Here is a 22514-nt window from a genome sequence, read left to right on the forward strand (position 1 = left end):
GTCAGGAGGTGCCCAGCCGGTAGACGTTGAAGGCCCGGCGGATGACGGGCTGGGCCACGTTGCGCACCCGCACCCCGCCCGCCGTCATCCCGTGTTCCGAGCCCAGGTGGGCGTGGCCGTGGACGGCGAGGTCCGCGCCGGCCGTGTCGATCGCCTCGGCCAGCAGATAGCTGCCGAGGAACGGGTGGATCTCCAGCGGCTCACCGGCGAGCGTGTCGGCGACGGGGGAGAAGTGGGTCAGGGCCACCCGGGCCGCGCAGCCCTCCTCGTCCAGTTCCTTCAGCGCGGCGTGCAGGCTGTCCGCCGAGCGGCGGGTGGTGCGGACGAACTCCTTCATGACCGGCTCGCCGAACTCTCCCGCGCTGCGCCCGACGAACCCGCCGCCGAACCCCTTGGTCCCGGCGATCCCCACCCGGGTCCCGGCGCAGTCCACGACCGTCCCCTCGCCCTCCAGGACTCGCACGCCGGCGTCCTGGAGCAGGGCGGTGACCTTCTCGGGCTGTTCGTCGTGGTGGTCGTGGTTGCCGAGGACGGCCACCACCGGCACCGGCAGGTCGCGTACCTCCTGTGCCACCACGCGCGCCTCCTCCGGTGTGCCGTGCCGGGTGAGGTCCCCGGCGAGCAGCAGCAGGTCGGCACAGTCGGGCAGGGTCTCGAAGGCGGGGCGCAGCAGTCCCTGGCTCTCCGGCCCCATGTGGATGTCTCCGACGGCGGCGACGCGGATCATCACAGCTCCTCCGCGTGGTCGGGGCCGGTCGTCTCCGCCACCACGACGTCGGTGTGCACGGTGAGCCCGGCCAGCTCCTCGTGGGCGACCCGCAGCAGCGTCTCGCGGCACTGCGCGGAGGGCACCGTCCCGGTGATCACGATCGCGCCGGCCCGGATCTCGGCCCGTACACCCAGCTCGCCGAGCTCTTCCGCGGCGAGCCGGTCGTGCAGGTGGGCCACGCGGTACTCGACGTTCCCGGCCGCGGTGTCGCTCGCCGCGGGGCCCTGGTGTGCGACGGGGTCGCTCATCGCTGCTCCTCCTTCGGGGTACCGGCCGGGGAACCGGCCGGGGAGATGATCTCCAGCCGTTCGAGGATGAAGAAGAAGGCGGCGGGCATCGGGGCCTGCCCGCAGTCGCGGCGCAGCTCGTCCCAGTCGATCTTCTCGCGCAGCGTGCGGGCGATCGGCAGCACCGCACCGAAGTCGCAGTGGTGCTCCGAGAAGGCCGTCAGCAGACCGCGCAGCAGATCGGTCGGCGACAGGACCGGCATGAGTACCGAGTCCACCGAGAGTTCCTGGGCCCGCGCCAGCAACTCGGCCGTCACCGGCTCGTGCGCCAGCTCGAAGATGAGGTCGACCTGCTGCCCCAGGCAGTTCGCCTTCAGCAGCCAGTCCTCGGGCGGTGTGTACACCGCCAGGCCCGCTTCCCGCAGCGTCGCGGCGACGGCCTCCGCGTCGCCGGGCCGGATGCAGAAGTCGACGTCGTGCTGGAGGTTCTGGGTGCCGCCGTGCGCGTACACGGCCACGCTGCCGGCCAGCGCGAACGGGTGCTCCTTCTTCTTCAGGATCGAGCCCACCTGCTTGGCCGCCTGCAGGATCGCCTGGTTGCGGTCGAGCGGGAGATCCTCGTGGCGTGCGTCGTTCCGGGGCACGAGTCGGGAGTCCCCCGCTGCCGGACGGAGCTCGGAAACGCCGGCGCGCTGGTCGAGAGCGTGGTCGTCGGCGGGCTGCGTCATTGCTGTCCCCTTTCCGGACCGTCGCCTGCCGGGGCGGACCCGGCCGGCCCTCCCCTCGCTTTCCGGGTACCCGGCGCGGTACCGCCGACACGACGAGGCCGTCTCGGAGGTGAGGCTTCCCGGGGATCGCGGGCACCCGGGCGGTATGAACGACAAGCAGGCGCGGCGGAGCACCGGGCCCGAGGACCACCGGACCGAGACCGTGGCACGGCTTGTGGCGGCCTGGCTGGCGGAGACCGAACAGCACGACCGCGCCGCCGCCCGGCAGGCCCGCACCGGCTGGCAACGGGGCGCCCTGTCCGAACCGGACGCCCAGGACCTGGCCACCTGGGTCACCGCGAGGGTCACGGACACCGGTTTCACCGAGGACGAGGGTCCCTACGTGGAGGGACCCGTGCGCATCACCCCGTCCGACAAGGACACCGTGCACGAGTGGCTGCGTGCGCGGGGACACCGGATCTGACGCGGCCGGCGCGGCGCCGCGGCGTCAGCAGACCGGCGGCCGCCATTCGAACATCAGGATGGTCGCGTCGTCCCGGAGCTGCCCGCCGGCCTGCGAGTCCAGAATCGAGTGGATCAGGCGCCGCAGCGTCTCCGGGGCCAGCTCGCCGCCGGCCGTGGCCCGGATGACGTAGTCCGCGAACCGTTCGAGCCCGAACAGCTTCTCCTCGCGGGTGCGCGCCTCGGTGACCCCGTCGGTGTACATCAGCACCCGGTCACCGGGCTCCAGTCTCATCTCGTGCGTGCGGCGCGGGTCGGGGGAGAGGCGGGTCGGCACGCCCATCGGAGGGTCGGCGTCCCGCTCCAGGGCGTCGACGATCAACTGCTCACCCCGGATGAGCAGCGGCGCGGGGTGGCCGCAGTTGCTCCAGCGCAGCAGACCGGTCTCGAACTCGAGCTGGGCCAGGACGGCGGTGCAGTACTGCTCCGGCAGCCAGCGGGCCAGCGCGTCGTCCACGCACGCCACGAGCGCGGGCAGGTCGGCCCCGTTGCGCCGGGCGTTGCGGCAGGCGGCCAGCGCCACCGCGCTGGTCAGCCCGGAGGCGAGGTCATGGCCCATGGAGTCGATGACCGAGACGTGCAACGTCGTCCGGGTGAGCGAGTGGTCGAAGGCGTCGCCGCCCAGCTCGTAGGCCGGCTCCAGCACGGCCGTCGACACCACGTGGGAGTTGCCGATGGTGCGCGGCGGCAGCAGCGCGCGCAGCATCTCGGAGGGCAGGCGCATCGGCTCGGTACGGGTGTGCCGGACGAAGGAGTCCTCGAAGGCCCGCTTCGAGGTGATCATCATGGCCAGCAGCGACGCCAGCGCCCGCCCCCGGGTCAGCGTGGCCGAGGTGAGTGCCGACGAGTGCACCGCCAGTACCCCGAGCCGCTCGGCACCGTCCAGCAGGGGCAGCCACGCCGTGACGCCGCCGGTGTCGGACTCCTCCACGCGCAGCGCCTGCGTCCGGTAGGACCAGCCCGCGAGGGAACCGTCCACGGCAATGGCCGATCCCACGTCGGTCTGCGGTACGAGATGCCGTTGCTGCAGGTCGACGAGGTAGACCACCGCGTGCTGGAGATCCAGCGCCTTGCTGCACCGGACCACGGCGGTGGCCAGGTCCAGCGTCAGATGGGCCGGATCGGCGAGGAACTCCAGCAGCAGCGCTCCGCTCGCCTGCGACGTCGACACCTCGTCTCCCCTCGTCGAGAAACCCGTCGTGACGGGGCGCACTGCGCAGCAGTCTGGCACCGCGTGTCCCGCCCCGCCCGTCGAGCGGATCACCCGCGAAGCGCTTCGGTCCGGGCAGACAGGGCACGCGTCAGGTCGTACGCCACCGAGTGCACAGGAGTGGTGCCACATGACCGAGTACGAGCGTTCCCGCACCATGCCCGCCCACCCCGAGCAGGTCTTCGACCAGGCCGCGAACGTCGGGCAGCTCGACACCTGGCTGCCCCGGGACCTGCACGTGGAGCCCGAGGACCCGCCCGCCGTCACCGTGCACGAGGACCGCACCGACCAGGACACCTCCGCACTGCTGAGCGCCCGGCCCGAGCAGATGCGCCTCGAATGGGGAACCCGCGACCAGGGCAGCTACGCCGGCTGGCTGCAGGTCGCCGGACTCGACAGCGGGGCCAGTGAGGTGACGGTGCACCTGTCGTTCTTCGACGAGGGCCACGACCCCGGGCAGTCCGCGGTGGCCGACGCCCTCGACAGCAGCCTGCGGCGTCTGGAGGAGCAGGTGAGGATGCGCACCGACAACGCGGCCGGCTGACGAGGGCAACCCATGGCGGTCGTGTCGTGTCGTACAGGAAAAGCCTGACCGAAACCGACACCGACACCGACCGACCGCCATGGGGGAAAGATGTACGTACGATCCCGAGGTTTCCGCGCCGCCGTGACCGCGCTGGCGGCCGGTGCCGCGGTCACCGTGGCCGCCGTCCCGGCGACCGCGACGCCGCCCGAGTCCGGCCCGCCCGCCTTCCTGGAGCCGGCCGAACTGCCGCCGCACCCCACCTCCGACTGGTACGCCGCAGCGGTCACCGCCGGCCAGCCGGACCCGCTGCCGATGTGCGCGGGCGAGGCCCTGCCGTCCACCGCGTCCCACCGCCGGTACTGGACCGAGTACGACACCGGCGCCCTCCAGGTCACGGTCGTCGAGCGCAGCACCCAGCGCGCCAGGCAGTTCGCCGCCCTGCTGCGCGAGAACCTCGCCGACTGCGCGCGGAAGGTGATGGAGCAGTACCCCGACATCACGGCCACGCAGAAGTACTACGGCCGTCTCGACGTGGAGGAGGGCGCCCACGTCTACGGCGTCCACACGGTCGCGGAGTGGGGCGCCTCCGACATCGGCCTGTTCTCCGTGGGCAGGGACGGCAGGGCCGTGACGGTCGTGCAGTGGGGGCAGATGGGCACCTTCGCGCACGCGCAGGTGGCCGACTTCAAGGCCACCACGGTCACGGCCGTCGGCAAGCTGTACTGAACGGCCGCGGCGGCCGGGCATGCCCGGCCGCCGCACAGGCGCAGGTGACCGCGCGGCGGCCCGGGGCACTCACCGGCCATGCACGCACACCACCGCCCGCGGCGAAGCACACCCCCGGCAGTTCGCGGAAGTTGTGCGGCGGCGGGGGACAGGACGTGGCTGACTCCAGCCGCCGACACGCCGGCCGAACGGCGTGATGAGGCAGAGGTGGCCGATCCGTTTTGTGATCGGTCGTGGTGAGCCAGGAGGCGACCCCCCGACCCCTGGCGCGGCGTTCCGCCGCCGGGACCGGCGCGCTCGGTCCGGTCCGCGTGCCATCCGCCCGGAGCAGCCGACAGCCCACCCCGGCAGCCTGCGTCGACGCCACGTCACGCGCCCAGTCGGGTAGGGCCGATTGGCTGATCGTTTCTATCCGTCCGGGTGCGTCACCACCTCGGAGGGCCGAACCGGCCGTCACCCGAATGGCCCCTGCACAGTACTGGTGACGACCGATCCGGTGTCTCCTGGAGAGTGTCAGCGGCGTCCAGGCTGGGAGGCCGATCATGTACGAAATGTGCGTGGGCCCGGAGAAGGTGGGCGGAGCGTTGGTGTGGCACGTGATGGCCAAACAGGCCGCGGCCACCCTGTGCGGACAGCGACTCCGCGAACGTATCGAGGCATCCGACGGCGAACGGGCACGTCACTGCCCGGACTGCATGGCTTCGTTCGAGAAGTTGATGGCAGCCACGCCGTGCTGACGGACCGTCCGCAGCCGTCCGCCCCGCCGCATCCCGCGGCGGGGCGGACGGCGTACCACGGTCGGTGGCGGCCGTGACGCGCGGTCGGCGCGATCGTCGGCCGGGTGGGTGCGCACGGAGCTGGGCTGCTTCGGTGATCTTTCGCCGGGTGGTGCGCCGCGGCGTCACCGCGCGGTGCGGCAGCCGATTGACTGGCGGTGCGGCGGGCGCGGCGCGAGCGCCGTCCGTTCCCGTACCCGTCATCGTGTCCGGCCGTGGTGTCCGGCCGTCGTTTCCCGCCGTCATTTCCTGCCATCGTGAGGAGTAGTACGTGTCGCAGATCACCGACTCGCCCCCGGTAGCTGCCTTTCCGCGTCTGGACTGGGTCGACGACGTGCTCTCGCCCGCCCTGCGGGCCGCGGTCGAGTCGCTGCCGGCCGCGGAGAGCCTGGTGGCCCGGTACCACCGCGGCTGGTGCGACGCCGACGGCGCACCGTGCGCGACCGCGTCCGGCGGCGGCAAGGCGGTGCGCCCCGCACTCACCCTGCTGTCGGCGGTGGCCGTCGGAGGGAGCCCGTCGGCCGCGGTGCCCGGCGCCGTGGCGGTCGAGCTGGTGCACGACTTCACCCTGCTGCACGACGACGTCATCGACGGCGACGCGCTGCGCCGCCACCGGCCCGCCGCCTGGTCGCTGTTCGGGACCCCGGCGGCCGTACTGACCGGAGACGCGCTGCTGGTCGCGGCGCTGCGCGCACTGACACAGGCCCCGCCGGGGCGGGCCGAGGCGGCCGTGCAGGAACTCGTGGGCGCCCTCATGGAACTGGTGGAGGGGCAGAGCGAGGACGTCGCCTTCGAGAAGTCCCACGAGGTCTCGGTCGCGGACTACCTGGCCATGGCCACGGGCAAGACGGGTGCCCTGATCGGCTGCGCCTGCGCGCTGGGCGGCGTGCTGGCCGGCGCGGACGACGTCCGGGTCGGCGGCCTGCGGGAGTTCGGCCGGCGACTCGGCGTGGCGTTCCAGTGCGCGGACGACATCCTCGGCATCTGGGGCCGTACCGCGCGCAGCGGCAAGCCGGTCGGCGCGGACCTCGCCGCGCGCAAGAAGTCACTGCCGGTGGTGGCGGCCCTCGCGGCTCCGGGCGCGCAGGCCGAGCGGCTGCGCGAGCTGTACCGCGCACCGCACCCACTGGACGAGGACGCCATCGGGCTGGCGCGCCACCTCGTGGAACAGGCCGGCGGACGGCAGGCGGCCGAGGAGGAGGCACGCCGTCAGATGGCGGCGGCGCTGCGGTCCCTGTCGCTGGCCCGGCCGACCGCCGACGCCTACCGCCAACTGCACGACATCGCCTGGGCGATGACCCGCCGCGAATCCTGACCCCGCGCCGGTAACCGGCGATACCAGAGGCGGCGGGGCGGTCGCCGGCCGCGACCACCACTCGCCTGGTGCAGTGTCGCGGTGCCGGCCCGGGGAAGTCGCAGGGCGTGCCCCGCTGCGCAGTCCTCCCGCACCGGGGCGGCAGGGTGTGCCGCGGCCGGGATCCCCGAGTCGGCCGTGGCACCCCTCATCTCGCACGCACGGCGGTAACCTTCTCGGCCGCCGAGCGGCCCGCGTCCCGGGCCCATGACGGGTGTCGGCGCCCGGAAGTCATCGGGTGCCGCCCCCGACGGCACGGCCCCGGCCCGGCGTGTGACCCACCCCTACGGCTCCCAACCCGCCGCCGAGCTCGCCACCCACCCTGGTCGCCCGCGGGGAGTTGGCGCCGATCCTCGCCGCCATGGCCGCGGGCGCCGGACTCGACGGGCGGCTCGCCCCCTTCATCGCCGGATACGTCCTCGTCCTCGCCGTCCTCGTCCTCGCCGTCCCCGGTCCCATCGTCGCGGGCCGGGCGTACGTGCTCGCCGGCGCGCTGCGCGCCGCCGGCCGGACGCTCCCCGGGGCCGGACGCTCCCCGGGGCCGGGCGGCCCGCCACGGCGCCGGACGGCCGGTCCGGCGGGGCCGCCAAGGCGGGCGAAGAGCTGGTGCCGGCATCGGTTTCGGCCTCCTCTCGGGGCACGCGGAAACCGGCCGGCGGGGCCGGGGAGCGGCATGACCGGGCAGTCTCCGGTGGGACAATCTGCCCGCAGGGCGGTGTCCGACGGCGTGGTCGGAGCCGTCCGGGACCGGAAGGAGCCGTCAGCATGATCGAGTGGGTGCCCCTGGGCGGCGGTGCCAGACCCGTTCCCCGGCCGGTCGCGGCTCCGCTGGTGTGGGCGGGGGCCTTCGGCGGCGCCCTGGCCCTGGTGGCGCTCGTCAACGGCACTGTGGGGTACGGCCGCCCGGGACTGGCGCTGGGCATGCTCTCCCTGCTGGCGGCGCTGCTCGGACTCTGCGCCCGGTTCACGGCCGCTCCCGGAACGGCCGTCCTGTGCTGGCTGTCTCTCAACGGCTTCGCGATTCCGCCCGCCGGCACGCTTACGTGGGCCGGGCGGCGGGACGCGCTCTGGCTGGCCTGTCTGCTCGGCGCGGCCCTGGTCGGCACGGCACTGGCCCGCCTGGTCCATGCCCGGGCCGCCTACCGCCGGCTGACCGCGGCGACCGGCCCCGAGACACCGGAGCCGGGCGCCGTGGACGGCGACTTCTGACCGCGCGCGACCGAAGGCCGCAGTGGGCCTCCTGCCGACGGTCGAGGGGGACCCCGGCCGCCGGTCGGAGGAAGGTTCCCGGCCGAGGGCCGAGGAGGACCCCGGCCGTCGGTGGGAGGAAGGTTCCCGGCCTGCGGTCGGAGGAGGACCTCACCGGTCACCCGGAGAAGTCCGCCCCGACGTTGCGAAATCAGGCCGTGTGCAGGGTCAGCCCGTAGCGGTTCAGGATCTCGTTGACGGGCTGGAACCAGGTCTCCCCGCCGCTGGAGCAGTTGCCCCAGCCGCCCGAGGTGACGCCCTGCGCCTGGTCACCGCTGATGAAGGAGCCGCCCGAGTCGCCGCCCTCGGCGCAGACGCTGGTCTTGGTCATCTGGTGCACCGCGCCCTGGCTGTAGTTGACCGTCTCGTTCTTGGCCAGCACGGTGCCGCAGTGCCAGTGCGTGGTGGAGCCGGAGCGGCAGATCGAGGCGCCGACGGGTGCCTCGTTGGAGCCGCGCACCAACTGGTCGGAGACCGTGCCCCAGCCGAGCACGACCGGAACCGTCCACCAGCCGCTGCCGACGCTGACCCAGGCGTAGTCGTTGCCCGGGAACGACGAGCCCTGGAACGTCCCGATGTGCGAACCGTCCCAGCCGCGGACCGCCCCGCCCACGCCACCGCAGTGCCCGGCGGTGACGAACCCGCCGTGCACCGAGAAGCCGATGGAACAGCGGACGTTGCCGGTGTAGTACGGGTCGCCTCCGACGGTGCCCGCCGCGAAGGTCCGCGGAGCCGACGGCACCGTGCGCACCGTGACGGGACCGGCCGCGCGGGCCCGGTCCACGAACCGCCGGACATCGTTGTCAGCGCGCTCGCCCTCGACCACGTCGACGACCACCGCGCCGGCGGCCGGGTCGACGTGCCAGCCGCTGACGCCGGCGGGTGCGTCCAGGCCGTCGATGCGTGTCTTGGCGGCGTCGAGCTGCCGTGCGCTGTGCTCGACGGTGCGGACCTGCGCGCCGGTGGCGCCGACGGCCCGGACCGTCGCGGGTGACGCGTCCGAGGTGACGGCCACGGTCAGCCGTCCGCGGTCGGCGTCGTACCAGGAGCCGCCGAAGGCGTCCCCGGCGGCCTCGCGCGCCGTGGGGGCGAGGGCGGTGGCGCGGCGTTCTGCCGCGAGCCGGTCCTCGGCCTCGGCCCGGGTGAGGCCGAAGTCCCGCTGCATGGCGTCCAGAAGACCGGCGGAGGCCGGTTCCTCGGCGGAGGCGGCGGAGGAGGCGGGGGAGTCGGCCGCCGAGGCCGGCAGCGTGCCGACCGCGGAGAGGCTGCCCAGCACGAGGAGGGTGGCCACGCCGAGGTGCCTGAGTCTGCTGCGTCTCACAGGAGTTGCCCTTCGTCGTTCCAGCAAGGTGGGGGTGGAACAGATGGGTGGAACAACCGCAGTCTGAGAGCGCTCTCATCGAGGTTGGTCCGAGCTTAGCCAGGGTGCGTCGTCAGGTCCATGCCAATGCAGGGCATTTCCGGGGAGCCTCGTCGCCGGCCGGCCGGCACCCCGGGCCTGCGCGCGGTGCCGACCGGCCGGCGGGGATCGCCCGGGCTGGTCCGCCGGACCGGTGGCCCGCCGCGTGTTCGGCTGTTCCGCCGGCCCGGAGGCGAGCGTCCCACCGCGCGGGGTCAGCCGGGACCCTGCCCACGATGCGTCGTGCGCACGCCCGTTCGGCCGTGCGGAGTCACGTCCCGTTCGGCCGTGCGGAGTCACGTACCGGTGCCTGGCGTCGGAGTCCGGTGCCGTGACCGTGACGTCGGTGCCGCGCTGCCCGGTCCCGCCCCGGGCCGGCGGGGCGTGCCGGCGCGGGACGGTCTTCGGGCGGGGCAAGGCGGGGCAAGGCGGGGAGACGGAGCGGAGGGACGGAGCGGAGGGACGGAAGAGGCGATCGGGACGTTGCGGCGACGCTGAGCTGAACGGCCGCGGTCGTGCCGTCGTGGGAGTGCCCCGGCCACCTCGGTTGGCCGGTCGCGGACGGGGCACTCAGTGCTGCGTCCGTGCAGTGACGGTTTCTGGACGTGGGAGGCAGTCGTGGCGGTTCGGCACCGGTTGATACAGGCGAGTCCGCGGGCGGTGTGGGACGTCCTGGCGGACGGCAACCAGTACGTGGAGTGGGTGGTCGGCCCGTCGGAGGTCACGCCCAAGGCCGGACAGTGGCCGCAGGTCGGCGCGACGATCGCCTACGAGGTGCAGCTCGGGCCGGTGCGGCTGAACAACGAGTCGGTGGTCAGACACTGTGTGGAAGGCTCCGTGCTCGAGCTGGAGGCGAAGGCGGGGCGGCTCGGCACGGCCCGGATCGCCATCGAGCTGCGCCCCTGGGGCGAGCAGTGCCTGGTGATCGTGGACGAGCACCCGCTGCGCGGTCCCGGCGGCCTGCTGCACAACGTGGGCGTCGAGGCGCTGATCCAGGTACGGCACCGCGCGATGCTCGCCCGGCTCGCCAAGCTGTGCGAGGCCCAGGCCGGGGACCGGTGCCGGCCGGATCCGGCGGAGCCGCCCGGAAGCGTGGAGCTCGGGCCGGGAGCCGGCCGTGCCTGACGCGGTGGTGATCGGGGCCGGCCCCAACGGCCTGGTGGCGGCGAACCTGCTGGCGGACGCCGGTTGGAGCGTGGAGGTCCTGGAGGAGCAGCCCGAACCGGGCGGGGCGGTGCGCCACGACAGCGAGGTCGCCCCCGGCTTCGTCAGCGACCTGTTCAGTTCCTTCTACCCGCTCGCCGCCGCCTCCCCGGTCCTCGCCGGACTGCGGCTGCAGGACCACGGGCTGCGCTGGGCCCACGCGCCCCACGTGCTCGCCCATCCCCTGACCGACGGCACGTGCGCCGTCCTCGACCGCGACGTCGGCACCACCGCCGCCTCCCTCGACGTCTTCGCCCCCGGTGACGGTGCCGCCTGGGACCGCCTGCACGAGGTGTGGGACCGCTACCGGGCCGACATCCTGGACGCCCTCTTTACGCCCTTCCCGCCGGTCCGGGCCGGCGCCCGGCTGGCCCTGCGGCTGCGCGGCGGGGGCGGGCTGCGGCTGGCGCGCACCCTGGTGCTGCCGGTGCGCCGCATGGGGGAGGAGGAGTTCCGCGGGGAGGGCGGCAAGCTGCTCCTGGCCGGCAACGCCCTGCACGCCGACCTCGCGCCCGAGGCGGCCGGCAGCGGCGGCTTCGGCTGGCTGATGTCGATGCTCGGGCAGACCTACGGCTTCCCCGTGCCGGTCGGCGGCTCCGGCGCCCTCACCGCGGCCCTGGTCCACCGGTTGCGGGCCCGCGGCGGCACCCTGCGCTGCGGGCAGCGCGTCGAGCACGTCGTGGTCCGGGACCGGCACGCGGTGGGCGTCCGCACGGCCGGCGGGGAGACGGTCGCCGCCCGGCGCGCCGTCCTCGCCGACGTGTCCGTGCCCGCCCTCTACGGCGATCTCGTCGCCCCCGGTGACCTGCCGGACCAGGTCCTCGCCGACCTGCGCCGCTTCCAGTGGGACTTCGCGACGTTCAAGGTGGACTGGGCGCTGGACGGCCCCGTGCCCTGGCGGTGCGAGGACGCGGCCCGGGCCGGGACCGTGCATCTGGCCGACGGTCTCGACGAACTGACCCGGTTCGCCTCCCAGATCTCCATGCGGCAGGTCCCCGACCGTCCCTTCACGCTGTTCGGGCAGATGACGACCACGGACCCGTCCCGCTCACCGCGCGGTACGGAGTCCGCCTGGGCCTACACCCACGTCCCGCACGACATCCGGGCCGACGCGGGCGACGAGGGCATCTCCGGTAGCTGGGACACCAAGGAACAGGAGCTCATGGCCGACCGCGTCGAGCGCCAGGTGGAACGCTTCGCACCCGGCTTCCGGTCACTGATCCGGGCCCGCCGCGTGCTGGCCCCGCCGACGCTCCAGGCCATGAACGCCAACCTGGAGGGCGGCGCCATCAACGGGGGCACCACGGCCATGCACCAGCAACTCGTCTTCCGGCCCGTGCCCGGCACCGGCCGGCCGGAGACGCCGGTGACCGGCCTCTTCCTCGCCTCCGCGGGCGCCCACCCGGGAGGCGGGGTGCACGGGGCGCCGGGCGCCAACGCCGCACGCGCCGCCCTGCGCCAGCACCGGTTCGCCGGCTTCGCGCGGGTGCAGCGCGCTCTCACCCGCCGCGACCGCACCGGCGACAAACGGTGACCGTCCGTGCCGCGGCCGTCCGTGTACGGCGTCCGCAAGTTCCCGAGAAAGGGGCAGACCGGTGACAGACAGCCCCCTGCAGAACCGCACCGTCGTGGTGACCGGCGCCGCGCGCGGGCTGGGCGCCGCCCTGGCCCGCGCGTGTGCCCGACGCGGCGCCCGGCTCGCGCTGCTCGGCCACGAGAAGTCGCGGCTGGACGCCTTGGCGGCAGGCCTGCCGACGGACGCGCTGGTCGTCGAGACCGACGTCACCGACCCCGCCGCACTGGCCGACGCGGCCGGTGAGGTCCGCGGGCGCCTGGGGCCGCCGTCGGTCGTGGTGGCGAACGCCGGCATCGCGGAGGGCGGTCCGTTCGCCACGTCGGACCCGGACGAGTGGCGCCGTGTCGTCGACGTGAACCTGACCGGCAGCGCCCACACGGCCCGGGCCTTCCTGCCGGACCTGTTCCGCACCGCCGGGTACCACCTGCAGATCGCCTCGCTGGCCTCGCTCGGCGCCGCCCCCATGATGAGCGCCTACTGCGCCTCCAAGGCGGGAGTGGAGGCCTTCAGCCACTCGCTGCGCGCCGAGGTGGCCCACCACGGGGTGGCCGTGGGCATCGCCTATCTGAACTGGATCGACACCGACATGATCCGCGACGCCGACCGGTACGCGGTCCTGCGCGAGTTGCGCGCGCACATGCCGGCCCCGGCCCGCCGCACCTTCCCGGCGGACCACGTCGCCGCCCGGGTGGTGCGCGCCGTGGAGCGCCGCCGTACTTCGGTGTACGTGCCCCGCTGGCTGCGTCTGGCACAGGTGGGGCGTACGACCCTGCCGCCCGTGGTCCTGCGGATGTCCCGCCGCGAACTGCCCCGGCTGGAGGCCGAGGGCGCCATGGACCCCACCGGCCCGCTCGGCGCGGGCGGGCGGGCCGACCGGGTGGCGGAGGAAACGGGGGCCGTGGAACCGTAGGCCCGCTCGGCGCCGCCCCCGGGCCCGGCACGTGGCGCGGGCCCCGATGGGACCACGCGCCCCGGGGCTTCGGTGAACGGCCCCGGCCCGGAGTGTGTGGCGACCCCGTGCTGCCGCGCCTGCGGTGGCCGCCGCCCCGGCCGCGGCCACCGCAGACGCGGTGTCCGTCCCGAGCGGCACCGAGGCCCCCGCTCACGCGGGGCATGGCGCGGGTACGGGCGTGGGTGTCAGCGCCCCCCGAACCGTCGTGCCACGGCACGCAGCAGTGCCGACCGGCCCTGGTCCGGCACCGTCCACAGCGTCTCGCCCCGCACGCCCCACCGTTCCAGCAGGGCGTTGGCCGCGAGGAACCCGGAGGTCGCGGCGCGTTCCATCAGGGCCACGGGCAGATCCGTACGGACCAGGTCCCCGGCGACCACGACGGCCGGGTCGGGGGTGCGGACCGTCGGGCGCTCGCGGTAGCCGCCGACGGTGAACAGCGGGCAGTCCGCCCGCCACTCGTGCCGCGCGGCGATGACGCGGGCCTCGCCCGTCTCCGGGTACACCTGGTGCAGTTGGTCGACGAGGCGCTTCTCCTCGACCTCCCGGACGGCCGTCGACGGCAGGGCGTAGGCGTGGAGTTCGACGACCGCCCCTCCGGTGCGCGCCGCCCACCGCGCCGCCTCGCCCTCCCAGTGGGACAGCACGCTGACGTTGTCCAGCGAGCCGTAGCCGCCGGTGCCGAGGAAACCGGGCCGGCCGGAGGCGACGGGACGGTCCAGCCACAGCCGGGAGACCAGGAACGGCGGAGCGGTCCGCAGCCGTGTCACCCGCTCGCGCCACCCGGCGTCACCCAGGTGCGGTGAGCGGCTGACCACTGCCTTCAGGCCGCCGGTGTCCAGGGCGAGCACGACGGCGTCGTACGGCCGGGCACCGTCGGCGTCGACCACGAGGTGGCCGCCGGACGGACCGGGCCGGACGGCCTCGACGGGCGTACTCGTCCGCACCTCGGTTCCGAGCCGTGCCAGCCGCTCCGTGAGCGGGTCCCACAGCGCCTGCGGAAAGGGCTCGCGGGGGACGTCGAACAGCAGTCCCTCGCTGGAACCGAGGAAGTAGACGTGGAACATCAGCGCCATCTCCGCGGCCGACAGTTCCCGCGGGTCGGCGAAGAAGCTGCGGGAGAACACCTCGAAGGCCAGATGCCGCGCCGCGGCGGGAAAGCGCAGGGTGTCGAGGAAGTCCTGGGCGCTGACGTCGTCCAGTTGTTCGTGGACGCGGCGGGTACGGACGTCGAGCAGCGGCAGGGCCGCGGCGGGCCGCATGGCCAGCAGGTCCCGCAGACCGAAACTGGGGCTCAGGGCGACGAAGCCGAGGGCGCTGAGCGGAGGTGTGCGCGGTACCCGGCGGAAGCCGTCGCGCAGCCCGTCGCGGTGCCGCAGCGGGTAGTCCGGCAGACCCGTGAGCATGCCCAGCCCGGGGTCGGAACGGCGCAGCAGACTCCGGAGGTTGTAGTACTGCCGGAAGAAGGCGTGGAAGCCCCGGCTCATCGTGGCGGACGTGCCGTCGGGCAGGCCGACCGGCCAGCCGGCGACCCGGCCGCCGAGCATGGGCTCGCGCTCGTGGAGCACCACGCGTACCCCCCGCTCGGCCAGGACGGTCGCCGCCGCCAGCCCCGCGATGCCGCCGCCGATCACCGCCACGGACGGCGGATCACCGGTCACCCGCTCCCGCCCCGCCCGCGGAGTGACGGCCCGCGCCCGCCGGTCGCGCCCCGGAGCCCGCACCCCGCCCCGCGGGCTCACGAGGCACCACCGCTCCCCGTACCGCCCGCCTGTGCCCGGCCCGCGCCTGCCCGGCCCGCCCGCGCGTCGCTCAGGTCAGTACCGCCTGCTTCGGCGCGGCCGGTCTCCGTGTCGTCCCTCTCCGCGTCGACTTTCTGCGCCCGGCCGGCTTCTGCCCGGCCCGCCCGCGCGCCGCCCGTCTCCGCATCGGCGCGGTGACCGAGGAAGGTGTGGGTGATGCCCGTCTGCCAGCCCGGCAGCGGCAGGACGCGGACGTGGGCGAACCCGGCCCGCGCCAGCCGCGCACCGAAGGCCGGCGCGGTGTCGAACGCCACGACGCTGCGCCACAGGTGCCGGTAGAGGTCCCGGTCGCCGGTGGCCGTGCCCAGCGGCAGGACGATGCCCCGGCACACCGCGGTCCACACCAGTCGGTCCACGTGCCGCCCGCCGAGCGCGTACTCGTGCGCCGCCAGCCTGCCGCCGGGGGCCAGCAGCCGGTGCACCGTGCGCAGGACGGCGTCGGCGTCGGTCAGGTTGCGGAAGAGGTAGGCGGCGAAGACCGCGTCGAAGGGGCCGTGCACCTCGGCCTGGCGCAGTTCCTCCGCCGGGGCGTGCACGAAGCGCACCCGCGACGGCCATCGCTTGTCCCGGGCCCGCTCCAGCATGCCCGCCGAGGCGTCCACCCCGACGATCTCCGCGGCGGGGAAGGCCGCGGCCAGCGCCGCCGTCGACGCGCCCGTGCCGCAGCCCAGGTCCAGCACCCGGCGTCCGGCGCCGCCGTCCGCGAGGCCGAGCCGGCGGGCCGAGCGGCGCAACTGGGCGTGATAGCCCGGGTTGAGGGCGACCAGGCGGTCGTAGCGGCCGGCACCGTGGTCGAAGGCGGCGGTCAGCGCGGTGTCGCGCAGCAAGGGCGGCATCGGGTCTCCTGGGGCAGGCGGCTCACGGATGGATGTGGCTCACGGATGGATGTGGCTCACGGACGGGTGTTGCTCACGGGCGGACTTCGCTCACGGACGGGTGTGGCTCACGGGCGGACATGGCCGGCGGGCGGTTCTCGCTCAGCGGGCGGAGATGTGGCGGCGCGGCAGCCACGGCAGTTCGGCCGCCGTGCGCAGCATCGGAAGGACGGGGGTGCGCACCCCGACCGCGAGGTCCTCGTACAGTGGGGACCGCCCGTCGAGGAAGCGCAGCAGCCGCCCGGCGGGTACGCGGTCGAACAGCCGGAAGAAGAGGTCGGGGCCGTCCACCCGGCCGGTGTCCAGCGCGCGCAGCAGCACCGCGTCCATCAGCCGGGCCCGCGCCGGGTGCGGGGGCGGCGGCACCGGGCGGCGTCCCGCGCGGACGGCGCGGGCGACGGCCTCGGACTGCCGCTGCACGGCGGCGAACGTGTAGCCGGTGGAGGCGCGCGTCGCCCCGCCCGCCATCCCGATCCGGAAGACGGCACCGGAGCCCTCGGCCCGCCGTTCGAACACGGCGTCGGTCATCGGGATCACCCCCTGCTCCGTCGAGAGGACCTCCGTGGCACCGGTGCGCAGCACGCGGCGCGTGTAGTCGTCCAGGGCGCCGTCGTACGCGGCGGAGGTCAGCGGCGTGGGGCCGAACTCGGTGTACTCGACCAGCGCGGTGTGCCGCCCGGTCGGGAGCACGTAGCCGAAGGACAGGCCGCGCTCCGGCTGCCCGGTGCGGAAGTCCATCAGGTCGACCACCTCCGGGTCGAAGACCGGCCGCTCGGTGCGGACGAACCAGCCGCGGAAGTGCTGGAGGAGGCGGGTGCGGGCCGGCGGCGGGCGGTCCGGCGGGCGGGAGTCGAAGACCCAGCGGGCGCGCAGGTCGACGCGGGCCCCCGTCGCGTCCGTGGCCGGCACGCACGCGGTTCCGTCCGGCAGGGGGGTCACCGTGCCGACGGTGGCCGCCAGACGCCGCAGTCCGGGCCGGTCCTTCAGATCGCGGTCCACCAGCGCCTCGAAGTCGTCCGAGCGGATCATCTTGTAGCGGGCGGGCGCGATGTGCCGCAGGACGGCCGCACCGTCCCGGCTCCGCACCCGCAGCCACTCCCACGACGCCGTCGTCGCAGCGTCGAAGCGGCCGGGGCCCGACTCCCAGAAACACCAGGTGCGCCGCGGTGCCCGCAGCGGACCGGGCGGCGGATCGATCAGTACGACGGAGGGCGCCGCGCCGCGCGGCACCTCCGCCGGGAGCCGGTGCGCCAGGGACAGACCTGCCGCCCCGGCACCGACGACGACGATGTCGGCCTCGACCACGGCCACCTCCTTCCGCCTGTGGGACGAGCGTGCGACGGCTCGGTTCCGGCGGAGTATCCCGCCCGCGAGCCGTCGGCGGACGCACGGCGCGCTGGACCGCCCGGGGCGGGTGCCCGCCGGGCGGGTGACAGGCGGGCGTGAACGGGCCCGGGCGGCGTCGTGAAGCGGGCGAAAGGGGAAAGCATGACGCCGAGTCACCCCGTCGGACCGTGGCCCGCGCCGGACGGCGCATCAGCGCGTCCCCCGTGCGCGGTCCGGCGGAAGCAGCCGCAGCGGCCGAGGCATCCGACACGGCTCGGCGCCGCGGCCGACGACGAGAGGACCCGGGATGCGCCCCAGCACGGCCGAGGACGGGCGGAAACAGCCGCGGGACCTGCCGCACGCGGCGGGAGGCCCGCGATGACGCGCACGGTGACCGGTCGCACCGACCACGTCGTGGTCGTCGGGGCGGGACTCGCGGGCCTGTCGGCCGCCCTGCACCTGCTGGGCTCCGGACGGCGGGTGACGGTGGTGGAACGCGACCCGCTGCCCGGCGGCCGTGCCGGACGGCGCGAGCTGGGCGGCTACCGCCTCGACACGGGACCGACCGTACTGACGATGCCCCATCTGGCCGACGAGGCGTTCGCCGCCGTCGGCGACCGGCTGGCCGACCGCGTCGAACTCCTGCCCCTGCACCCCGCCTACCGGGCCTGCTTCGCCGACGGCGGCACGCTCGACGTCCACACCGGGGCGGAGGCGATGGAGGCGGAGGTGGAACGGTTCGCCGGGGCCCGGGAAGCGGCCGGGTACCGGCGGCTGCGCGCCTGGCTGAGGCAGTTGTACGCCGTGCAGATGCGCCGGTTCATCGACACCAACTTCGACTCGCCGCTCGGCCTTCTCACCCCCGATCTGGCCCGGCTCGCCGCCCTCGGCGGCTTCGGCCGGCTGGACGCACGCATCGGGCGGTTCCTGACGGACGAGCGGCTCAAGCGCGTCTTCTCCTTCCAGGCCCTGTACGCCGGTGTGGCACCGGCCCGGGCGCTGGCCGCCTACGCCGTCATCGCCTACATGGACACCGTGGCCGGCGTGTACTTCCCGCGCGGCGGCATGCACGCCCTGCCCCGTGCCATGGCGGACGCCGCCGCCGACGCCGGAGCCGACCTGCGCCTCGGCCGGGACGTCACCCGGCTGGAACGTCGCGGCAACCGCGTCACGGCGGTCGTCACCGCTCACGAACGCATCCCCTGCGATGCCGTCGTCCTCACCCCCGACCTGCCCGTCGTCCACCGGCTGCTGGGCCGCCGTCCGCGCCGTCCGGTCGGGCTGCGGCACGCGCCCTCCGCCGTCGTCCTGCACGCGGGCACCACTCGTACCTGGCCCCACCTGGCACACCACACGCTCTCCTTCGGGTCCGCGTGGCACCGGACCTTCGACGAACTGACCAGGACGGGCGACCTGATGACCGACCCGTCCCTGCTGATCACCCGGCCCACCGCCGGTGACCCCGCCCTGGCGCCCGAGGGACGGCACCTCCACTACGTCCTCGCCCCCTGCCCCAACACCGACGTCGGCCCCGGCGCCCGGGACTGGGCCGACCTCGCCCCGCGCTACCGCGACCGCCTGCTCACCACCCTGGATCGCCGGGGACTGACCGGCATCGCCGCCGCCATCGAGGAGGAGTGCCTGGTGACACCCGCCGACTGGACCGCACAGGGGCACGCCGCGGGCACACCGTTCTCCGTCGCCCACACCTTCGCCCAGACGGGACCCTTCCGCCCCCGCAACCTGGTGCGCGGCACGGACAACGCGGTCCTCGCGGGCTGCGGGACCACCCCGGGAGTGGGCGTGCCGACCGTGCTGATCTCCGGGAAGCTGGCCGCCGCCCGCATCGCCGGACCGACGGCACGCCGTACGGCGACGAGGGGCGGGCGCCGATGACCCGGCGCGAACTGGACGCCGCGGGCGTCACCGACCCGGCCCTGCGCGCCGCCTACACCCGGTGCCGGCACCTCAACGCCCGCCACGGCCGCACCTACTTCCTGGCCACCCGCCTCCTGCCCGCCGACCGCAGACCGGCCGTGCACGCCCTGTACGGGTTCGCGCGGTGGGCGGACGACATCGTCGACGACATGGGTGCCGAGGCGACGACCGCCGAACGCGCGGCCACCCTCACCCGGCTCGAGGAGCAGTTGCGGCAGGCGCTGACCGGGGCCCGGCCGGCCGGCGAACCCGTGGTGGCCGCCCTCGCCGACACCGCCGCCCGGTACGCCATCGACCCGGCGCACTTCACCGACTTCATGGCCTCCATGCGCAGCGACCTCACGGTCACCGACTACGCCACCTACGACGACCTGCGCGCCTACATGCACGGCTCGGCCGCCGTCATCGGCCTGCAGATGCTGCCGGTGCTCGGCACCGTGACCGCCCGCACCGAGGCCGCGCCGCACGCCGCCGCGCTGGGCGTCGCCTTCCAGCTCACCAACTTCCTGCGGGACGTCGGCGAGGACCTCGACCGGGGCCGGATCTACCTCCCGGCGGACCTGCTCGCCGCGCACGGCGTCCACCGGGACCTGCTGCTGTGGAGCAGGCGCACCGGCCGCCCAGACCCCCGCGTCACCGCCGCGCTGCGGGCCGCCGAGGGCCTCACCCGCGCCGTCTACCGCGAGGCCGCCCCGGGACTCGCCATGCTGGACCCGGTCGCGCGCCCCTGCATCCGTACCGCCTACGTCCTCTACCGCGGCATCCTCGACGCCATCGCCGACGACGGATACGCGGTACTGCACCGGCGCGCGGTGGTGCCCCGCCGCCGACGCGCGGCCGTCGCCGCCGACGGACTCGTACGGGTGCTGGCCGCCCGGCTGGGAGCCCGTGCCGCCTCCGCACACCGGATGCCGCCGGTGCCGTGCCGGAACGACGCCCACTCCGCGAAGGAGGCCGGATGAGTCAGCACCCCAGCCCCCGCCGGGGCCGCTACCCCGTGCGGTTGCGCCGCCGGCCCGTCCCCTGGCGGAACCAGCGCCCGACCTGGCGCGAGGCACGTCCCGCCCTCATCGCCGGAGCCCTCCAACGGGCCCGGGCACGCCCCTCGGGCAACTGGTACGTCCTCGGCGCGAGTGCGGACGTGGCGGCCACCCGGCCGCTGGCCGGCACGGTCGACGGCGTCGAGGCCGTCGTCTGGCGCGATGCGCACGGGCGTCTGGTGGGCGGGCCCGGGGCCTGCCCCCACCTCGGGGCCCCGCTGGCCGACAGCACGGTGCGGTGCGGCACGCTGGTGTGCCACTGGCACGGACTGGCCCTGGACGGTGGCGCGTTCGCCGGCTGGGAGCCGCTGCCGGTGCACGACGACGGCGTCCTGGTGTGGGTGCGGCTGGACGCGGTGGGGCGTCAGACGCCGACGGCCGCCCCCGTCGTACCCGCCAGGCCGCCGCGGGCGACGGCTCTGACGTCCGTCTGGCGCGGGGTGGGGGTGTGCGAGCCCGAGGACGTCGTCGCCAACCGGCTCGACCCGTGGCACGGCGCCTGGTTCCACCCGTATTCCTTCGTGGACCTCACCGTCGTCGAGACGCCCGACGAGAACCCGGACGCCGCGGAGGACGACGACCGCTTCGTCGTGGACGTGTCCTTCCGGCTCACCGGCCGGCTCGTCGTGCCGGTACGGGCCGAGTTCACCGCGCCGGAGCCCCGCACCGTCGTCATGCGCATCACCGACGGCGAGGGCACCGGATCCGTAGTGGAGACCCACGCCACGCCGCTCGGCCCGGACGAGGCGGGCCGGCCGCGTACCGCGGTCACCGAGGCGGTGCTGGCCACCTCCGACCGGCCGGGCTTCCCCGTGGCCCGGCGCCTGGCCCCGGCCCTGCGACCGCTGATGCGCGCCGCCGCGGGCCGCCTGTGGCGCGACGACCTCGCCTACGCCGAACGCCGCAGACACCTGCGCGACCACGGCCGGTTCCCCGGCTGACCGGAGAGGACAGCATGCAGACCTTCCTTCCCCACCCCGGCTTCCGGGAGTCGGCGCTGGCCCTGGACCGCCGCCGGCTGGGCAAGCAGCGGGTCGAGGCGCTCCAGGTGCTGCGCGGCCTGACGGTGCCCGGCTACGGCTGGCGCCGGCATCCGGCGGTGCGGATGTGGACGGGGTACGAGGAGGCCCTCGTCCGGTACGGCCTGGAGGTCTGCCGGGTCTGGCGCGAGCAGGGCCACCAGGACAGTTGCGCCGCCTCACTCGTCGCCGGGCTCGCCGCGAGCCGCCCCCACGAGCCGGTGCGGGGCCAGCCCGAGCTGGCGGACGCCGGGGAACTGCCGCCCTGGCTCGGGGACGACGCCTTCCACCGCAGCCACCGGTCGGCGCTGGTGCGCAAGGAACCGGAGGTGTACGCCGAGTTGTTCCCCGGGGTGCCGGACGACCTGCCCTATGTGTGGCCGGCCTCGGACCGGGAGCGCGGGGAGGCGGGGAGCGGCGCGCCGTAGGGTCAGGCCCGCTGCTTGCCGGCCAGTTCCTTCATGTCGACGGTCTGGTCGGCCGGGGGCTGTTCGGGGTTCACCGGCTTGCCGTAGTCGCTGAAGGTGACGCTGCCCGGGTTCTTGCCGCCCTCGGTCGTGGTCTTCAGGATGTACGGCTCGCCCTCCGTGGCGACGTACAGGGCGAGGGTCTCCCCGGCCGAGCCCTTCTTCGTGAGCTTCAAGGCCTCCTTGCCGTCCACCTCCGTGGTGTCACCGCGCTTCATGCCCCGGCGCTCGGACTTGTCCTCGTCCATGGCGGCGATGAGGCCCTGCTTGTCGCAGACACCGGCGGTGGCGGCGTCGTTCGCCGGCATCTTCACCCACTTGTCCTGCAGCTTCGGCGCCATCTTCCGCGCCGCGTCGGGCTGCTGCTTCAGCGCGTTGCGCCAGTACTGCTCGTCCCCGCGCAGGTAGAGCGTCGCGTCGGTGTGCCGCACGTCGGCCTGGGACCCGCCGGTGCGGATGGTGCCCTGGCAGTTCTTCTCCTGGTCGACGGAGACGTCGATGGTCACGGTGCTGCCGTTCTCCAGACGGTTGTCCCCCGTCACGTGCATGGACTTGGCCTGCCGTGTGGCCTCGACCGCCTTGGCGGCGATGTCGTCGGCGCTCTGTCCGTCGAACGGCTTGTCCCCACCGCCGGAGTCACCGCCGCAGCCGGTCAGCAAGGCGAGGGAGACGCTCGCGGTCGCCACAGCGGTCGCCACCTTGAGGGTGCGCACTGGTAACGCCCTCCAATCTCTGAGTATGTCCGTCAAATCCCTTGTTCTGCCGATGTGTTGACACCGGGACGTTCCGAATACCCCGGATTCCCGCGACATGCACGTGATGGAGGATCCGTGGTGCCCTTGTGAGGGCCGTCGT

The 22514-nt window shown here is 74.7% G+C and carries 20 protein-coding genes and 1 pseudogene; 12 read left to right on the forward strand and 9 right to left on the reverse strand.

The genetic code is table 11. The features are described from left to right. Window position 1: 1 nt before the first annotated feature. Genes B1H29_RS34095 through B1H29_RS34105 form a run of 3 tightly spaced genes read right to left on the reverse strand, consistent with a single transcriptional unit; the run spans window position 2 to window position 1724 of the window. Entirely contained in the window at window positions 2-727 is a 726-nt protein-coding gene (locus tag B1H29_RS34095) for a metallophosphoesterase family protein (RefSeq protein ID WP_055420276.1), read from the reverse strand. Beyond that, on the reverse strand, window positions 727-1017 hold the full coding sequence (locus B1H29_RS34100) for a BON domain-containing protein (RefSeq protein WP_055420275.1): 291 nt from the start codon (window positions 1015-1017) through the stop codon (window positions 727-729). Before B1H29_RS34100 ends, B1H29_RS34095 begins: the two co-directional genes overlap by 1 nt. Then, on the reverse strand, window positions 1014-1724 hold the full coding sequence (locus B1H29_RS34105) for a nucleotidyltransferase family protein (RefSeq protein WP_055420274.1): 711 nt from the start codon (window positions 1722-1724) through the stop codon (window positions 1014-1016). The genes B1H29_RS34100 and B1H29_RS34105 overlap by 4 nt, the downstream gene beginning before the upstream one ends. Before the next feature lie 145 nt (window positions 1725-1869). On the opposite strand from B1H29_RS34105, the gene B1H29_RS34110 reads away from it, so the two are divergent. Continuing rightward, the gene (locus B1H29_RS34110) at window positions 1870-2187 is read left to right on the forward strand and encodes a hypothetical protein (protein WP_055420273.1); all 318 of its coding nucleotides are present in this window, start codon (window positions 1870-1872) and stop codon (window positions 2185-2187) included. A gap of 24 nt (window positions 2188-2211) precedes the next feature. Here B1H29_RS34110 and B1H29_RS34115 read toward each other — a convergent pair whose 3' ends face one another. Beyond that, window positions 2212-3396, reverse strand: coding sequence for a PP2C family protein-serine/threonine phosphatase (locus tag B1H29_RS34115; RefSeq protein ID WP_055420272.1), 1185 nt, complete (start codon window positions 3394-3396; stop codon window positions 2212-2214). A gap of 169 nt (window positions 3397-3565) precedes the next feature. Between B1H29_RS34115 and B1H29_RS34120 the strand changes: the two genes are divergently transcribed. The 4 genes from B1H29_RS34120 to B1H29_RS34145 all read left to right on the forward strand — a co-directional run bounded on the left by B1H29_RS34120 (window position 3566) and on the right by B1H29_RS34145 (window position 8026). Continuing rightward, window positions 3566-3979 carry an SRPBCC family protein gene (locus B1H29_RS34120; RefSeq protein ID WP_055420271.1) on the forward strand — a complete coding sequence of 138 codons (414 nt, stop codon included), beginning with the start codon at window positions 3566-3568 and terminating at the stop codon, window positions 3977-3979. A gap of 90 nt (window positions 3980-4069) precedes the next feature. Then, entirely contained in the window at window positions 4070-4687 is a 618-nt protein-coding gene (locus B1H29_RS34125) for a hypothetical protein (RefSeq protein ID WP_055420270.1), read from the forward strand. Between the two features lie 1047 nt (window positions 4688-5734). Beyond that, window positions 5735-6778: a polyprenyl synthetase family protein gene (locus B1H29_RS34135; protein WP_055420268.1), complete on the forward strand. Its 1044-nt coding sequence runs from the start codon at window positions 5735-5737 to the stop codon at window positions 6776-6778. 804 nt (window positions 6779-7582) lie between these two features. After that, window positions 7583-8026, forward strand: a complete 444-nt coding sequence (locus tag B1H29_RS34145; protein ID WP_055420267.1) for a hypothetical protein — start codon at window positions 7583-7585, stop codon at window positions 8024-8026. A 190-nt stretch (window positions 8027-8216) separates the two neighbouring features. On the opposite strand, the gene B1H29_RS34150 is transcribed toward B1H29_RS34145, so the two are convergent. Further along, a complete protein-coding gene (locus B1H29_RS34150; protein WP_055420266.1) occupies window positions 8217-9386 on the reverse strand; it encodes a S1 family peptidase in 1170 nt (389 codons plus the stop codon). Window positions 9387-10082: 696 nt separating this feature from the next. On the opposite strand from B1H29_RS34150, the gene B1H29_RS34155 reads away from it, so the two are divergent. The 3 genes from B1H29_RS34155 to B1H29_RS34165 all read left to right on the forward strand — a co-directional run bounded on the left by B1H29_RS34155 (window position 10083) and on the right by B1H29_RS34165 (window position 13153). Next, window positions 10083-10589 (forward strand): SRPBCC family protein, encoded by a 507-nt coding sequence (locus B1H29_RS34155; protein ID WP_055420265.1) that lies wholly within the window; start codon window positions 10083-10085, stop codon window positions 10587-10589. Next, window positions 10582-12201, forward strand: coding sequence for a phytoene desaturase family protein (locus B1H29_RS34160; RefSeq protein WP_055420264.1), 1620 nt, complete (start codon window positions 10582-10584; stop codon window positions 12199-12201). Before B1H29_RS34155 ends, B1H29_RS34160 begins: the two co-directional genes overlap by 8 nt. A gap of 61 nt (window positions 12202-12262) precedes the next feature. After that, window positions 12263-13153 carry an SDR family oxidoreductase gene (locus B1H29_RS34165; RefSeq protein ID WP_055420263.1) on the forward strand — a complete coding sequence of 297 codons (891 nt, stop codon included), beginning with the start codon at window positions 12263-12265 and terminating at the stop codon, window positions 13151-13153. Window positions 13154-13380: 227 nt separating this feature from the next. Here the strand turns inward: B1H29_RS34165 and B1H29_RS34170 are convergent, their stop codons facing one another. The 3 genes and pseudogenes from B1H29_RS34170 to B1H29_RS34180 all read right to left on the reverse strand — a co-directional run bounded on the left by B1H29_RS34170 (window position 13381) and on the right by B1H29_RS34180 (window position 17174). Further along, entirely contained in the window at window positions 13381-14934 is a 1554-nt protein-coding gene (locus tag B1H29_RS34170) for an NAD(P)/FAD-dependent oxidoreductase (RefSeq protein ID WP_079160618.1), read from the reverse strand. 164 nt (window positions 14935-15098) lie between these two features. Then, a pseudogene (locus B1H29_RS34175) lies at window positions 15099-15830 on the reverse strand (methyltransferase domain-containing protein); the annotation flags it as partial. A gap of 141 nt (window positions 15831-15971) precedes the next feature. Beyond that, window positions 15972-17174, reverse strand: coding sequence for a lycopene cyclase family protein (locus tag B1H29_RS34180; RefSeq protein WP_055420262.1), 1203 nt, complete (start codon window positions 17172-17174; stop codon window positions 15972-15974). Window positions 17175-17573: 399 nt separating this feature from the next. On the opposite strand from B1H29_RS34180, the gene crtI reads away from it, so the two are divergent. From crtI to B1H29_RS34200, 4 genes are read left to right on the forward strand one after another with little or no spacing between them, the layout of a single operon-like run. Further along, window positions 17574-19091 carry a phytoene desaturase family protein gene (gene crtI / locus B1H29_RS34185; RefSeq protein ID WP_055420261.1) on the forward strand — a complete coding sequence of 506 codons (1518 nt, stop codon included), beginning with the start codon at window positions 17574-17576 and terminating at the stop codon, window positions 19089-19091. Further along, window positions 19088-20095: a phytoene/squalene synthase family protein gene (locus B1H29_RS34190; RefSeq protein ID WP_079160620.1), complete on the forward strand. Its 1008-nt coding sequence runs from the start codon at window positions 19088-19090 to the stop codon at window positions 20093-20095. Before crtI ends, B1H29_RS34190 begins: the two co-directional genes overlap by 4 nt. Beyond that, window positions 20092-21114, forward strand: a complete 1023-nt coding sequence (locus B1H29_RS34195) for a DUF5914 domain-containing protein (protein WP_055420260.1) — start codon at window positions 20092-20094, stop codon at window positions 21112-21114. The genes B1H29_RS34190 and B1H29_RS34195 overlap by 4 nt, the downstream gene beginning before the upstream one ends. Window positions 21115-21128: 14 nt before the next feature. Next, the gene (locus tag B1H29_RS34200; protein ID WP_055420259.1) at window positions 21129-21620 is read left to right on the forward strand and encodes an MSMEG_6728 family protein; all 492 of its coding nucleotides are present in this window, start codon (window positions 21129-21131) and stop codon (window positions 21618-21620) included. Window positions 21621-21622: 2 nt separating this feature from the next. Here the strand turns inward: B1H29_RS34200 and B1H29_RS34205 are convergent, their stop codons facing one another. Then, window positions 21623-22372, reverse strand: coding sequence for a hypothetical protein (locus B1H29_RS34205; RefSeq protein WP_055420258.1), 750 nt, complete (start codon window positions 22370-22372; stop codon window positions 21623-21625). Window positions 22373-22514 lie beyond the last annotated feature (142 nt).

The sequence above is a fragment of the Streptomyces pactum genome (assembly GCF_002005225.1).
GTDB classification, from domain to species: Bacteria; Actinomycetota; Actinomycetes; order Streptomycetales; family Streptomycetaceae; genus Streptomyces; species Streptomyces pactum_A.